Genomic DNA, 14738 nt, shown 5'->3' with positions numbered 1-14738 from the left:
CCATTGTCGAGATGCCGGCGCGTGTCGGCGTCGATCAGGCCGCGCAGGGCCTCGAACAGCGGCGTGGCGGCGGTGTAGCGCTTGCCGTAATCGAGGTTGAAGGCATAGTCGAAGCCCGGCGGGTTGCGGCCCTGGTTGTGCTGCAGCAGGGTCTCCAGCTTGTCGAGGGCCTTGACTGCCTGCGCCTCGGATGAGGTCGCGGCCTCGTATTCCTCCCACAACGCCATGATCTCGTCGCGCAGGACGGTGTCCAGACTCGACATCAGGTGCAGCAGGTCTTCGCGCTCTTGCCGGCTCTTGTCGGGGAAGCCCTGTTTGCTGACGGCCGGGACATCGCCGCTGATGGCCTCGCCCAGGTCGTGGACCAGGCACATCTTCAGCACCTTGAGCAGGTCGAGGTCGCCCAGTTCGTCGGCGAAGGTGATGGCCATCAGGCACAACCGCCAGGTGTGCTCGGCGGTGCTTTCGGCGCGGCCGCTGGAGGTGTGGGCGCTGCGGATGACGCTCTTGAGTTGTTCGGCCTGGCGCAGGAAGGCGAGGCGGTTCTGCAGTTTTTCGATATTCATGGTGACTCCATGTCCTGGGGCGGGTTCAGCGCGTCTGCATGACGAACAGATGATACCCGTACTCGCCCAGGTGGTTTTCGTGGATCTCGAGTTCGCGGCGGATGTCGGCCAGGGCCTGGGAGGCGAAGTCCTCGTCCGCCAGGCTGGCCACGCGTTCGCGCAGCGGCTCCAGATAGTTGGCCCAGGCCTGCGCGCTCAAGGGAAAGTGCGACAGGGTGCGATAGCCCAGGCGGGTGATGGCGGCCAGGCGCGTGTCGACGCTGTGCAGGTCGGGGTAGGCGGCCTGCCAGAACGCCTCGGCCGACGGGGCGAGCTTTTCGGCCACCCGCACCAGGTCGCTGACCACCAGGTAACCCTGGGGTTTGAGAAAGGCGCGCCAGTACGCCAGGGCGTTGTCGAAGCCCATGATGTAGGCGCAACCCTCCGCCCAGATCGCGTCGAAGTGCCGAGGCGCGAACGGCAGCTGGGTCATGCTCGCGCAAATCGGCGTGACCTGCGCCTGCAAGCCCTTGGCGACCAGGGTCGCGCGCAGGCAACCCAGGCTGTGCTCGTCGTTGTCCAGCGCAGTGATGTGCGCCTGGCTGTGTTCGGCCAGCAGCACGCAGGAGGCGCCACGGCCGCAGCCGATGTCCAGCAGCGTCGCGGGGGCGTGGGGCAGGGCGTGCAGTGCTTTGAGTGAGTCCTGTGCCGAGCCCGGGCCGAGGTACTCGAGGCCATCGAAGATGCGTTCGAAGTCGGCCATGTAGCGGTCGTGTTCGTTCATGTCGCGGGACAGCCATTTCAGGCGCAGGGCCTGTTTCTCATTGAATCCCTGCCGGCGCAGCCACGCCAGGTGGGCGCCGGGTGCCTGCTGCTCGAGGGCCTGGTGCCAGGGGCGCATGGACGACAAGCCGAGCATCGCCGCCAGCAGGTCACGCGAGCGTTGCCGGGCAGCGATCTCTTCGTCCAGGGTGTGCAGGCGTTCGAGCAGGGCTGCGCGGTCCAGGCGCGCTTCCAGGCAGGCCTGGCATTCCTTGAGGCTCAGGCCGCCGGCCTGCAGTTGCTGCAACAGGCGCAGCTGCTGCAGGTCCTGCTCGCCGTAGGTGCGATAACCGTTGGCCTGGCGCCGCGAGGACACCAGCCTGAGTTTTTCGTAGTAGAGCAGCGTGGAGCGGCTCAGGCCCACCTTCGCCGCCAGTTCGGAAATGCGATACACCAGTCTTCCCCTCATGCAGTGGGGCGATGATGAACTATGAAGTTATAGACAGGTAAAGCGGGTTCTCGCAGATACGGGTGTTTTTTTCAGGTGTTCTCCCAATCTTTGGGATTGCGCCATTACGCAGGCAACGGCGTTGTCGGCATCACCTGCGTGGGAGCGGGCTTGCCCCGCGATGAGGCCAGGCCGGCGCACTCAACCCCAGGCCTGCTGTCGTGCCAGCACCGACGCTGCCGTCTCGCCCACCAGCTCTGCGTACAGGCTTGGTGCCGTGGCCCCTTCGGTGCTGATCAACAGCACCCGCGAGTCGCGACCGAGTCCCACCTGGGTTGCCAGACCAGGCTGTGCCATCAAACGGGTCAACCCCGCCAGTCCGGCCACCGCCGACTCACCGGCGAGCAACGGGATGTCTCGGGCGCTGCCCTGTGCCAGGCGGCGCATTGCGGCAACCGCATCGACGTCTTCCAGGGTCATGAAGAAATCGACGCTCGGTTGCAGGAATCGCCACGCCTGCGGCGATGCCTGTCCGCAGGCCAGTCCGGCCATCAGCGAGTCCACCGAGCCGCTGGCGGCACGCGCTTGCCCGGCCATGGCGCTTTGCAGGAGGCAGTCGGCTTGCTCGGGCTCAACCACGATGAAGGTCGGGCGTCCCTCGCCATGAAGCTCCCAGAGGTAGCTGACGACGCCCGCCGCCAACCCTCCCACGCCCCCTTGCAGGAACACATGGGTGAAGGTCGGAGCCCGCTCGCCAAGCTCGGCCAGTTCGGCGACCAGGGTACCGTAGCCTTGCATCACGTCCCCAGGGATCTGTTCGTAACCATCGTAGGATGTGTCCGAGACCACCTGCCAGCCATTGGCCTGGGCCAGTGCCGCGGCATGCGCCACCGAGGCGTCGTAGTTGCCCTCGATCCGCACGATCTGCGCGCCATGGGCGGCGATGGCCTGTTCCCGTTCGACGCTGACCTGGGCGTGCAGAACGATGATGCAACGGCAGCCGATGCTCTGAGCGGCGGCTGCCAGGGCGCGCCCATGGTTGCCGTCGGTAGCGCTGATCACGCTGAAATCGCCCAACTGAGTGGCGTGCCGACCAGCGAACAGGCCGGCGGCGCTGAAGCCAAGCGCGGGGAAGGTGCGCAGGATCAGGCGTACCAGGGCGATGGGCGCCCCCAGTGCCTTGAAGCTGCCCAGCGCCGAGCGCACCGACTCGTCCTTGAGCAGAACCTGCCCGACACGCAGCTCGGCGGCAAGGTCTGGCAGGTTATGGAGCGGTGTGCCGGTGGCGCGCAACTGCGGCCAGTGCGACAGCCACTGACGGCTTTCGTTGGCCCGGCGAATGCTCATCAGGGCTTGCAGGGAGGCGGGGTAGGGCGTGCGTGTGGCGTTGGGGTTGGTGAACAGCATGGGAAATTTCCTTTCGACAGACAGCGATGGGGCAGGCTTCAGCGCCTGGCCCCCAGGCGTTGGGTGACCACGTCCAGCAACACCCGCGCGCCATTGAGCAACTGGTCGTCGTCGGTGTGCTCACGCGGGTTGTGGCTGATACCGCCACGGCTGGGCACGAAGATCATCGCCGCTGGAGCGATACGCGCGATCATCTGCGCATCGTGGCCGGCGCCGGACGTCATGCGCCGGTGGCTCAGGCCCAGGCGCCCGGCGCTGGCCTCGATGGCATTTGCCAGCGTGGCATCGAAAATCACCGGCTCCAGACGTACTTTTTGCTCGGTTTCGATGACCACGCCTTCGGCTTCGGCAAGTTGCCGCAGAAGATCTGCCAGGTGTGTCTCGGCCTGTTGCAGGCGCTGTTCGTCCGGATCGCGCAGGTCGACGGTAAAGGTGGCGCGACGCGGGATCACATTGATCACATCGGGCTCGAAGCGCATGCAACCGGTGGTGGCCAACGTCGTGCCGCTGTCGCGCGCCAGGCGCCGCATTTCGGTGACCACGGCGCAGGCTGCGTAACCTGCGTCATGCCGTAGCCGGGTCGGGGTGGTGCCGGCATGGTTGGCATTGCCTGTCACCGTCACTTGCTGCCAGGAAATCCCTTGCAGGTTCTCCACCACTCCGATCAACGTATCCTCGGCTTCGAGAATCGGCCCCTGTTCGATGTGCAGCTCGAGGTACTCGTGGGGCATGATTGCACCGGGTTCCAGATCGCCGGCATAGCCAATGCGTCGCAGCTCATCACCCAGGCGCGTGCCATCGCTGCTGAGCGTGTCCAGCGCCGCTTGCAGCGCCAGTCCACCGGCATGGACCAGCGAGCCCATCATGTCCGGCTGGTAGCGCACGCCTTCCTCGTTGCTGAAGGCTGCCACGGTGATCGATCGTGCCGGAAGCGCACCGGCTTCGCGGTAGGCGCGTTGCACCGCCAGTCCGGCCAGCACCCCGTAGCAACCGTCCAGCGCCCCGGCATGGGTGACACTGTCGATATGCGAGCCAATCATCAGAGGCGCGGTGTCGTCGCAGGCGCGCAGGGTGCCGAAGATGTTGCCGATGCGATCGACGTCGATCTCCAGTTCAAGCTCGTGCATCCAGGCCACCAGCTGGTCGCGACCGGCCTTGTCGGCGTCGGTGAAGGCGATGCGGGTCCTACCGCCGCCGAGTGCATCGGCGCCGATCTTGCCCAAGGCGTGGATTTGCTCCAGCAGTTTCGGGCCATTGAGGTAAAGCTCGCTCATGGGGTTCTCCGGAAAGCGTTTCATGCGGTGTTGCTGAAATGGTATTCAGTGGTTGTGAACTGAAATATTGATTTTTCGACATGAGGCGTAATTTCATTGCGTTTTCATGCGCCTCTCAGGACCTATGCCATGAGCCTCGATTCCTTCGACCGCGCACTGCTCGACGCCGTGCAGCGTGACGCCAGCACTTCGCAGATCGAGCTGGGTGCGCAGGTGAACCTGTCGTCAGCTGCGGTCAATCGCCGGCTGAAGAAACTCACCCACGACGGCGTGATCCAGCGAACCGTGGCCCAGGTGGACGCAGGCGCATTGGGCTACAGCCTGACCGTGATCACCGAAGTGGAGGTGGAGAACGAGCGACTCGACCTGCTCGACGCCATGAAGCGCACCTTCATGGCCTGCCCACAGGTGCAACAGTGCTATTACGTGGCGGGGGAATGCGACTTCGTGCTGATCATGCTTGTGCGGGACATGGAACAGTACACCCAGCTGACGCGAGCGCTGTTCTTCGAGAGCAACAATGTCAAGCGGTTCAAGACACTGGTGTCGATGAGCAATGTGAAGACAGGCATGCAGGTGCCTGCGGCCTGAGTCAATGCTGACGTGATCGATTCAGCCGCTTTGCAACAGGTGCGCGAAGCGCTCCGCAGGCCATTCCTTGCGGTCGTGCTCCTGGCCGTTGCCAAGTTCCACGAACGGTAGACTGGGACGGGTATCAGTCCACCCCGATTTCTTCCATGAATTCGGCCAGGAACGACGCCAGCCGCTGATGCCTGAGCGCGGCCAGGCGCGCGCCTTCGCCGGTCTGCAAGCCCGAGGCGAGCTTGAGCAGCTTGGTGTGGAAATGTTCGATGGTGAAGCGGTTGTCGCGATAGTCCCGGCCTGCGGCGGTAGGGTTCTCGACGTCGTAGAGCGCCGATCCCATGCGCCCGGACACATAGAAGCAGCGGGCGATGCCGACGGCGCCCATGGAGTCCAGGCGATCGCTGTCCTGGAGGATCTTCGCTTCCAGGCTCTGCGGTGAAAGGCCCGCCGAGTAGCTGTGGGTCATCACCGCATGGGTCACCTGCTCGATGCGCGGTTGCGGCCAGCCCATGTCGGCAAGGATCGCGGCGGCGCGTTCGGCCGACAGCGTCGAGGCCTGCGCACGCAGGGGCGAGTTCTTTTCCACCGCCACGCAATCGTGCAGCACGGTGGCGGCGAGCAGCACTTCAAGGTCGCCGCCTTCCCTGGCCTGGATACGCCGGACATTGCTCCAGACCCGTTGCAGATGGGCAAGGTCGTGGGAGCCGTCGTTACTGTCGGCGGGCAGGTGGGGCAGCAACTCGGCCGCGAGGGTCTGCAAGGGGAAGAAGGGCGTGTTGGTCAATGAAGGGCTCCAGCGGATCAGGGGAAAGGCGCAACGTCGAATTGCCCCAGCAACAGCATCAGTAGCAGCAAGAGTACGACAAGGCCGATGGCCGCTGTCCACTCGGCCTCGGCGCGCTCGGTGTACCAGGCGCCCCTGGACGGGTACCTGCCCAGCGTGGCCAGCTTCACCAGTGGCCAACCGAGCGGATAGCACAGGCTGCGGAACAGGACATGAACGGACAGTTCGCTGATCATCGGATGCTCCTGCGGCCAGGGTAAGGACGGTGCCAGGCTGCCCACTGCCGTCAACTGGCGTACTGGGCGATACCGTTGCCGAACGACCAGTTCTCCTTGCGCACCTCGACCAGGTTGATGAACACATCCTCCGGTCGCACCCCGGCCTCGCGCTCGAAACCTTCGGCGATGGCCTGGTACAGCGCCTTCTTCTGCTCCAGGGTGCGGCCTTCGTTGAGGGTGATCTGGATGAACACCTGGCCGTCGGAGCGTTGGATGCCCAGGTACTGCGGGTCGTTCACCAGGCGGTCGCCGTCGTGTTCGGTCAGGATCTGGAAATTGTCGTGCTCGGGCACATTGATCGTGCGCCGCATGCAGGCGTAGACGATCTGGCCGAGTGTGCGCAGATGAGCCGGGTCGGGGTGGCGCTTGATATCGATGCGTACCAGTGGCATGTGGACTCCTTGGACGATGGCCAGGCGAGACGCAGAAGCTGGTAGGGCAGGATCAGGCATGAGCCCGGACAGGCGCCGGGCTCGGGAAAGCAACTACCGTTACTGTGGCAGCAGCTTGAGGGCACGCTCGCTGGCGTTATTGAAGACCTCGATCAGCCTTTTCGCCAGGGCGTCTTCGATGGCCGCGGCGGTGAGCAGGCCCTGGGTGAAACCGATGCCCTGGTCCTTGGCGACAGCCAGCTGCTGGCTGTTCTCTGCCTCGGCCATGTCGCCCAGGTAGTGGGCTGCACGATAGGCGTAGCGCTCGGGGAGTGTCAGCTGTTCGAGGTCCTTCAGCGAGAGGGCGAACTGGCTGGCGGCGGCGGGCTTCAGGCTGAGTTGCTCGAACTGGAGCAGGCTCAGGCGATCGGTAGTCAAGGCGAATCTCCGTTTCATTGCGGGAACACCCGGTTACTGTCCTGCCTTTTGCCGGTCAACGCAAGGGTGGCCAGGGCAGTGGCGCGAAAAGAATCCGCTTTCCCACGGCATGGGTGGTCCTGCTGGAGGGAAAAGGCGCTGCTTGGCTCAGGTGCTAAAACGTTCTAGCCTTCGCGTTTTGCTCATTTTCTCAAGGAATGCCTGCATGATCACCACCCTCAGCCGTCGCCGCGTGCTCCAGGGCGCGCTCGGCTGCTCGGCCCTGCTGACCCTGCCCACCTGGGCGGACAATTCGCTGCGCCAGGCGATGCAACAGCTCGAGGCAGCCAGCGGCAGCAGCATCGGCCTGTGGGCCCTGGACACCGGCAGCGGTCGGCAGCTGGCCTGGCGCGGCGAAGAGCGCTTTGCCTTCTGCAGCACGTTCAAGGCCGTCCTCGCCGGCGCCGTTCTGCACCGCAATGAGGTCGAGCCGGGCTTGCTGGCGCGGCGTATCGCCTATGGCACCGAGCAGCTGGTGGTCTATTCGCCGGTCACCGAAAAGCATGTCGGGCCTGGCATGACCGTCGCCGAACTGTGCGCCGCCGCCGTCCAGTACAGCGACAACACCGCTGGCAACCTGCTGCTCGAGCTGGTCGGCGGTCCGCCCGGGCTGACGGCGTTCGTCCGTGGCCTGGGCGATCCGACCTTCCGCCTCGATCGCAACGAGCCGACGCTGAACACCGCCTTGCCGGGGGATCCGCGTGATACCACCACGCCCCTGGCCATGGGCATGACCCTGCAGCGCCTGCTGCTCACCGATGGCCTGCCCGCCGCCGCGCAACAACAGCTGCAGGCCTGGCTCAAGGGCAACACCACGGGCGATGCCCGTATTCGTGCCGGGCTGCCGAAGGACTGGGTGGTGGGCGACAAGACCGGTTCGGGCGACTATGGCGTGGCCAACGATGTCGCGGTCATCTGGCCCAAGGGCCGGGCGCCGTGGATCCTGGTGGTGTTCAGCCGCAGCACGAAACAGGATGCGCCGTGGAACAGCGAGACGATCGCGGCGGCCACGCGGGTGGTGGTGGAGGCCTGGAAGGGCTGAGCAAGTGTGCGGGCCACATCGCGGGGCAAGCCCGCTCCCACGAGTGGTTGCGCGCGCTCATTTGCGTGGGAGCGGGCTTGCCCCGCGATGTGGCCACAACAGGCCATCACCCCACCCGCACCCGCCGCCGCTTCTTGCGGTACATCTCGCCATCGGCATGGCTGAGCAAGGTGTCGGCATCCTCGCCATCGGTGGGATAGCAGGCCACGCCGATGCTGCAGGACGGCATCCTGACATCGCCGAACTCGGCCCCGAGCGGCTCCTCCATGACCATGGCGATCTGCTCGACCACCTCGAACACGGCGTCCTCCGACGGCACGTCGGTCAGCAGCACGATGAACTCGTCGCCACCGATCCGCGCCACGGTGTCCGCTTCCTGCACGCTGTCCTGCAGGCGCTGGGCGATGGTGCACAGCACGCGGTCGCCGGCCGCATGGCCGTGCACATCGTTGATGCCCTTGAAGTCGTTGACGTCGAGAAACAGCAAGGCCAGTTGGCGCTGCTGATGGCGGGCGGCGCGCAGGGCGGTGGCCAGGCGGTCGTTGAACAGCGAGCGGTTGGTCAGCTTGGTCAGCGGGTCGTGATGGGCGAGAAAGCGCAGCTCCTGCTCGGCCTGGGTGAGGGCGGTGATGTTGCGTGCGACGCCGATCCGCGCCCCTACCTCGTCGGACCAGAAGGCCGCCCAGAGGATATGCACGATCTCGCCATCCTTGCGCACATAGCGGTTGCGAAAGTCGAAGTGCGGGGTGCCGTCCATGACCCGGACGATCGAGGCGCGGGTGGCCTCCAGGTCGTCCGGGTGCATGTAGCGGGTGATCGGGGTGCCGGTCAGTTCGTCGGCGCGGTAGCCGAGCAAGGCTTCGCAGGCGTTGCTCACGAACACGATGGTGTCCTCCCGGTCGACCACGAACACGGTGTCCAGCATCAGGTGGATCAGCCTGGGGTAGAGCGCTTGCAGGTCGACGGGCATAGGGCAGGGGTGTCCGATACGGGTAGCCCGGTCATGGTCCGATCACGCAGGGCGGCCGCGCGAGGTCCTGCAAGCCGCCGGGGGGGCGCTCGCCGCGCCCGTGCAGCATACACAGGACCTGGGGCGGGGCACTACCTGGGCGGGCGCAAAACCCTCGGCGTTTGTCGCCTGAGGACATGCGCACTGTAACGCACCGCGAACGCGAGCCGGTGCACCATGTGCTTGCAGGATCGCCTTGAAAAAAAGCGGCGAACATTGGCAAACCCTTGCAAATCAAGGGCTGCGGCAATATGGCCCGAAGGTTGCTCATGTCGCATCCATCCTTGGATACAAGATGGAGCCCTGTATGCAAACCCACACCACCCCCTTCACCGGCTGGACGCTTCACGACTGGCAACGCGCGTACCGCGACGAAGCCCTGAGCCCCGATGTGCTGTTCGAGGTGTTGCAGCAGGCGCGAGCTGACGACCCGGCCTGGCTCAGCCTGGCCTCGGCCGAGCAACTGGCCCGGCGCCTGGCACTGTTGGCCGAACAGCTGGCGGCGGTACAGGGCGACCTGGGCAAGCTGCCGCTGTATGGCGTGCCGTTCGCGGTCAAGGACAACATCGACGTCGCCGGCTGGAGCACCAGCGCCGCCTGTCCGGCGTTCGCCTACCAGGCCGAGCGTGACGCCACCGTGGTCGCTCGCTTGCAGGCCGCAGGTGCGGTGCTGATCGGCAAGACCAACCTTGATCAATTCGCCACCGGACTGGTCGGTACCCGCTCGCCGTTCGGCGCGGTGCCCAATGCCTTCAACCCCGACTATGTCAGCGGTGGTTCCAGTTCCGGCTCGGCGTCGGTCGTCGCCCGCGGGCTGGTGGCGTTTGCCCTGGGTACCGACACCGCCGGGTCCGGGCGGGTGCCGGCCGGCTTCAACAATATCGTCGGCCTCAAGCCGACCAAGGGTTGGTTGTCCACCCACGGGCTGGTGCCGGCCTGCCGCACCCTGGACTGCGTGTCGGTGTTCGCCTTGAGCGTGGCCGACGCCGAATCCGTCGCCGAACTGGCCGGTGGCTACGATGGCGCCGATGCCTATTCACGTCGCAACCCGGGCACAGCTCCGGTGGCCATTGGCACCGCGCCACGCCTGGCGATTCCCGATACCCTGGAATTCTTCGGCGACCAGCGTAACCAGGCGGTGTTCGAGCAGACGCTGCAACGCCTGGGCGAGATGGGCATTGAATTGGTGCCTGTCGACTTCACGCCGTTCCGTGCTCTGGCCGAGCAGCTCTATCAGGGGCCTTGGGTGGCCGAGCGGACCGTCGCGCTGACCGCCATGCTGGAGTCGTCGCCGCAGGCTATCGACCCCGTCGTGCGTAGTGTCGTCGAGCAGGGCTATCGCTACGACGCCCGTGATGTCTATCGCGCCGAGTACCTGCGCGCGGAGCTGAGCAGAACCATCAACCAGGTGTTGGAAGGTTTTGACGCACTGCTGGTACCGACCTCGCCAACCCTGCGCACGCTCGAGGAGATGAAGGTTGAGCCGGTTCTGTTCAATTCGCAGTTCGGCACCTACACCAACTTCACCAACCTCGCCGACCTGAGCGCCCTGGCCCTGCCAGCGGGCATGCGCGATGACGGGCTGCCGGCGGGCATCACCCTGCTGGCACCGGCCTGGCACGACCATGCGCTGGCGTCGCTGGGCAAGCGCTTGCAGGCGGCCTTCGACCTGCCCCTGGGCAACACCGGACGCTCGCTGCCACCTATGGCCAAGCCGCAGCCGGCTCCCGAAAGCGTTCGTGTCGCCGTCGTCGGTGCGCACCTGAGCGGGATGCCCTTGAATTTCCAGCTGCGCAATCGCAACGCGGTGCTGGTCGAGCAGACCCTGACCGCTCCCGACTATCGGCTCTACGCCTTGCCGGGCTCCGTGCCGCCCAAGCCGGGGCTGGCCAGGGCCGTCGAAGGCGCGTCGATCATCGTCGAACTGTGGGACATCCCGCTTGCGCGCTTTGGCGAATTTGTCGCCGAGATCCCGCCACCGCTGGGCATCGGCAACCTGCAACTGGCCGACGGCCGCTGGGTCAAGGGGTTCATCTGCGAGCCCCTGGCACTGGCAAGCGCCGAAGACATTACCGCCTTTGGCGGATGGCGCGCCTTCATCGCCAGCCGCAAACCTGCTTGAGGAGCGTGCCATGTTCGATACCGTACTGATTGCCAACCGCGGCGAGATCGCCGTGCGCGCCATCCGCACCCTCAAGCGCCTCGGCGTGAGAAGCGTTGCCGTGTATGCCGACCCGGATCGCAACGCACAGCACGTGCGCGATGCCGACATCGCCATCGCCCTGGGTGGCGACAAACCCGCCGACAGCTACCTGCGTGTCGACAAGATCCTGGAGGCTGCCCGCCAGAGCGGCGCCCAGGCCATCTACCCAGGTTATGGCTTTCTCTCCGAAAGCGCCGAGTTCGCCGACGCCTGCGAAGCCGCCGGCATCGCCTTCATCGGCCCGACCGGCCAGCAGATCCGCGAGTTCGGCCTCAAGCACCGGGCGCGTGAGCTGGCGGCGGATGCACGGGTGCCGATGGCGCCGGGTACCGGCTTGTTGCACAGCCTCGACGAGGCGCTCGCCGCCGCCGAGCGGATCGGTTACCCGGTGATGCTCAAGACCACCGCCGGTGGCGGCGGTATCGGCCTCACCCGCTGCGCGGATGCGGCCGCGCTGGGCAGCGCCTATGACAGCGTCAAGCGCCTGGGCGAGCAGTTCTTCAGTGATGCCGGCGTGTTCCTCGAGCGTTTCGTTGATCACGCCCGGCACGTCGAAGTGCAGATCTTCGGTGATGGCCGTGGCCGCGTGGCGGCCCTTGGCGAGCGTGAGTGCTCGCTGCAACGGCGCAACCAGAAAGTCGTCGAGGAAACCCCGGCGCCCAACCTGCCGCAAGCGACGCGCGAACGCCTGCATGGCGCGGCCATCGAGCTTGGCCAGTCGGTCAACTACCGCAGCGCCGGTACGGTCGAATTCATCTATGACGCGGCGCGTGATGATTTCTACTTCCTTGAAGTCAACACACGCCTGCAGGTCGAGCACCCGGTCACCGAAATGGTCACCGGGCTCGACCTGATCGAATGCATGCTGCGGGTCGCGGCGGGCGACCCTGTCGATTGGCCGGCGCTGATGCGCGCACCCGAGGGCGCGGCCATCGAGGTGCGTATCTACGCCGAGGATCCGCTGAAGAATTTCCAGCCAAGCCCAGGCTTGCTCACCGACGTACATTTCCCCGAAGGGGTGCGGATCGACGGTTGGGTCAGCACTGGCAGCGAGGTGTCTCCCTTCTACGATCCGATGATTGCCAAGTTGATCGTGCATGCCCCCGATCGCGGGCAGGCCATCGCGAAGATGCAGGACGCCCTGGCAGCCACGCGGCTGCATGGCATCGCCACCAACCTCGACTACCTGCGCCAGGTGGTCGCCGACCCGCGACTGCACAGCGGGCAGGTGTGGACGCGGCTGCTCGACACCTTCGAGTACCGCCCCCAGGTGATCGAAGTGTTGGAGCCCGGGACCTATTCGAGCGTTCAGGATTACCCCGGCCGCCTGGGTTACTGGGACATCGGCGTACCGCCATCCGGTCCGATGGATGACTTCGCCTTCCGCCTGGCCAATCGCATCGTCGGCAACCACGAAAGTGCCGCAGGGCTCGAGTTCACCCTGCAAGGGCCGACATTGCGTTTCCACAGTGACTGCCTGATTGCCCTGGCCGGTGCCGATTGCCCGGCGCAACTGGATGGCGAGCACATGCCGTACTGGGCGCCCATCAGCGTCAAGGCCGGGCAGGTGCTGAAACTCGGGCGGGCGCAGTCGGGCTGTCGCAGCTACCTGGCGGTGCGCAACGGCCTGGATGTGCCGGTCTATCTTGGCAGCCGCTCGACGTTCGCCCTCGGCCAGTTCGGCGGCCATGCCGGGCGCACACTGCGCCCCGCCGATATGCTCGCCATCTCCCAGCCGCATTTGCCCGCCTGCACCACGCCGGCGCCGGTCAACCCACCGCAGGCCCTGGACGACAGCCTGGTCCCGCAATATGGCCAGACCTGGAACATTGGCGTGCTCTATGGCCCCCACGGTGCGCCGGATTTCTTCACCGAGGAGGCGATCGAGGCGTTCTTCGCCAGCCAGTGGCAGGTGCACTACAACTCCAACCGTCTCGGCGTGCGCCTGTCGGGCCCGAAACCCGCCTGGGCCCGCGCCGATGGCGGCGAGGCCGGGCTGCATCCGTCCAACGTCCATGACTGCGAGTACGCCATCGGCGCGATCAACTTCACTGGCGACTTCCCGGTGATCCTCGGCAAGGACGGCCCCAGCCTGGGCGGCTTCGTCTGCCCGGTGACCATCGCCAAGGCCGAACTGTGGAAGGTCGGCCAGTTGAAGCCCGGCGACACGGTGCGCTTCCAGCCGATCAGCTTCCAGCAGGCGCGCAGCCTCGAGCAGGCGCAGCTGGGCTGCATCGCTTCGCTGGCGGCGATCTCGGCGGTGACCCTGGCCGCGCCGAGCTTGCTACCGGGTGACACCCCATCGGCCACGGTGCTGGCGCAACTGCCTGCCAGCGGCAAACGGCCTCAGGTCAGTTATCGCCAGGCCGGGGACGCCTATGTGCTCCTCGAGTATGGTGACAATGTGCTCGACCTGGCCCTGCGTCTGCGCGTTCATCTGCTTATGGAGGCACTCAAGGCCGAGCCGTTGCTCGGGCTGGAAGAGCTGGCACCGGGGGTGCGTTCGCTGCAACTGCGCTACGACAGCCGGGTCCTGCACCAGCGTGCGCTGGTCGAGCACCTGCTGGCGCTGGAGGCGCGCCTGCCGGACGTCGACCAGGTCAAGGTGCCGACGCGGATCGTCCACCTGCCGATGGCCTTCGAGGACAGCGCCACGCTGAATGCCGTGCAGCGCTACCGCGAAACCGTGCGCAACGAAGCCCCCTGGCTGCCCAACAACGTCGACTTCATCCAGCGCGCCAATGGCCTGGCCAGCCGCGAGCAGGTGCGCGACATCCTGTTCGACGCCAGCTACCTGATCCTCGGACTGGGCGACGTCTACCTCGATGCGCCCTGTGCCGTGCCGCTCGATCCGCGCCACCGCCTGCTCAGTTCCAAGTACAGCCCGGCGCGCACCTTCACCGCCGAAGGCACCGTGGGAATCGGCGGCATGTACATGTGCATCTATGGCATGGACTCGCCCGGCGGCTACCAGCTGGTGGGGCGGACCCTGCCGATCTGGAACCGCTTCGGCAAGAACCCCCAGTTCAAGGATGGCCAGCCTTGGCTGCTGCACTTCTTCGACCAGATCCGCTTCTATCCGGTCAGCGAAGCCGAGCTGGAGGTCTTCCGTGAGGCGTTCCGTGAGGGCCGTGCCGAAATCCGCATTGAGCAGGCCGAGTTCGACTTCGCCGAGTACCAGCGCTTCCTTGCGGACAACGCGGTCGATATCGACACCTTCAAAGCCCGGCAGCAGTGCGCGTTCGAGGCCGAGGTCGCGCGTTGGCAGGAGGATGACGAGCCACAGTGCCTCCAGGCGCTCGCCCAGGACTACGCTGAAGACGGTCACGACTCGCACGTGGTCAGCGCGCAGATGTGCGGCAGTGTCTGGAAGGTGTTGGTCGAGCCCGGCCAGGCCGTGCAGGCCGGCGCGCCGCTGCTGGTGGTGGAGGCGATGAAGATGGAACTGGCGGTCACCGCGCCGGTCAGCGGCACGGTTCGCGCCGTGCGCTGCCAGCCCGGCAACGCCGTGTCACCCGGCGATACCTTGATGCTGCTGGATCCCGTGGCCTGA

12 protein-coding genes and 1 pseudogene are annotated in these 14738 nt (G+C 65.9%); 4 read left to right on the top strand and 9 right to left on the bottom strand.

Translation table 11 applies throughout. The features are described from left to right. Positions 1-8 precede the first annotated feature (8 nt). The 4 genes and pseudogenes from VUG52_RS17450 to VUG52_RS17435 all read right to left on the bottom strand — a co-directional run. Positions 9-566, bottom strand: a pseudogene (locus VUG52_RS17450) (HD domain-containing protein); the annotation flags it as partial. Positions 567-591: 25 nt separating this feature from the next. Beyond that, entirely contained in the window at positions 592-1761 is a 1170-nt protein-coding gene (locus VUG52_RS17445; protein WP_050705164.1) for a MerR family transcriptional regulator, read from the bottom strand. A gap of 195 nt (positions 1762-1956) precedes the next feature. Then, a complete protein-coding gene (locus VUG52_RS17440; RefSeq protein ID WP_050705165.1) occupies positions 1957-3162 on the bottom strand; it encodes a diaminopropionate ammonia-lyase in 1206 nt (401 codons plus the stop codon). A 38-nt stretch (positions 3163-3200) separates the two neighbouring features. Continuing rightward, the gene (locus VUG52_RS17435; RefSeq protein WP_050705166.1) at positions 3201-4436 is read right to left on the bottom strand and encodes a Zn-dependent hydrolase; all 1236 of its coding nucleotides are present in this window, start codon (positions 4434-4436) and stop codon (positions 3201-3203) included. Positions 4437-4565: 129 nt separating this feature from the next. Here VUG52_RS17435 and VUG52_RS17430 point away from each other — a divergent pair, with 129 nt between their 5' ends. Continuing rightward, complete coding sequence (locus tag VUG52_RS17430) at positions 4566-5027, top strand: Lrp/AsnC family transcriptional regulator (RefSeq protein WP_050705167.1); 462 nt, start codon at positions 4566-4568, stop codon at positions 5025-5027. 124 nt (positions 5028-5151) lie between these two features. Here the strand turns inward: VUG52_RS17430 and VUG52_RS17425 are convergent, their stop codons facing one another. The 4 genes from VUG52_RS17425 to VUG52_RS17410 form a co-directional block, all read right to left on the bottom strand. Next, positions 5152-5805, bottom strand: a complete 654-nt coding sequence (locus VUG52_RS17425; protein ID WP_050705168.1) for an HD domain-containing protein — start codon at positions 5803-5805, stop codon at positions 5152-5154. Positions 5806-5822: 17 nt separating this feature from the next. Further along, entirely contained in the window at positions 5823-6041 is a 219-nt protein-coding gene (locus VUG52_RS17420; protein WP_189657284.1) for a hypothetical protein, read from the bottom strand. 50 nt (positions 6042-6091) lie between these two features. Next, complete coding sequence (locus VUG52_RS17415; RefSeq protein WP_050705169.1) at positions 6092-6475, bottom strand: tautomerase family protein; 384 nt, start codon at positions 6473-6475, stop codon at positions 6092-6094. Between the two features lie 99 nt (positions 6476-6574). Then, positions 6575-6892 (bottom strand): hypothetical protein, encoded by a 318-nt coding sequence (locus tag VUG52_RS17410; protein WP_050705170.1) that lies wholly within the window; start codon positions 6890-6892, stop codon positions 6575-6577. 205 nt (positions 6893-7097) lie between these two features. Between VUG52_RS17410 and bla the strand changes: the two genes are divergently transcribed. Continuing rightward, positions 7098-7973: a class A beta-lactamase gene (gene bla / locus VUG52_RS17405; protein ID WP_052896438.1), complete on the top strand. Its 876-nt coding sequence runs from the start codon at positions 7098-7100 to the stop codon at positions 7971-7973. Positions 7974-8079: 106 nt separating this feature from the next. On the opposite strand, the gene VUG52_RS17400 is transcribed toward bla, so the two are convergent. After that, positions 8080-8943 (bottom strand): sensor domain-containing diguanylate cyclase, encoded by an 864-nt coding sequence (locus tag VUG52_RS17400; RefSeq protein ID WP_050705171.1) that lies wholly within the window; start codon positions 8941-8943, stop codon positions 8080-8082. Positions 8944-9289: 346 nt separating this feature from the next. Here VUG52_RS17400 and atzF point away from each other — a divergent pair, with 346 nt between their 5' ends. Both atzF and uca read left to right on the top strand, forming a co-directional pair. Next, the gene (gene atzF, locus VUG52_RS17395; RefSeq protein WP_256205981.1) at positions 9290-11104 is read left to right on the top strand and encodes an allophanate hydrolase; all 1815 of its coding nucleotides are present in this window, start codon (positions 9290-9292) and stop codon (positions 11102-11104) included. Between the two features lie 10 nt (positions 11105-11114). Next, positions 11115-14738, top strand: coding sequence for an urea carboxylase (uca, locus tag VUG52_RS17390; protein ID WP_331831825.1), 3624 nt, complete (start codon positions 11115-11117; stop codon positions 14736-14738).

Origin of the sequence: Pseudomonas sp. LH21, from assembly GCF_036549575.1 — a bacterium.
GTDB lineage: Bacteria > Pseudomonadota > Gammaproteobacteria > Pseudomonadales > Pseudomonadaceae > Aquipseudomonas > Aquipseudomonas peradeniyensis.
Note: the sequence above shows the minus strand (reverse complement) of the source record. Positions and strands in the feature narration are given on the sequence as shown.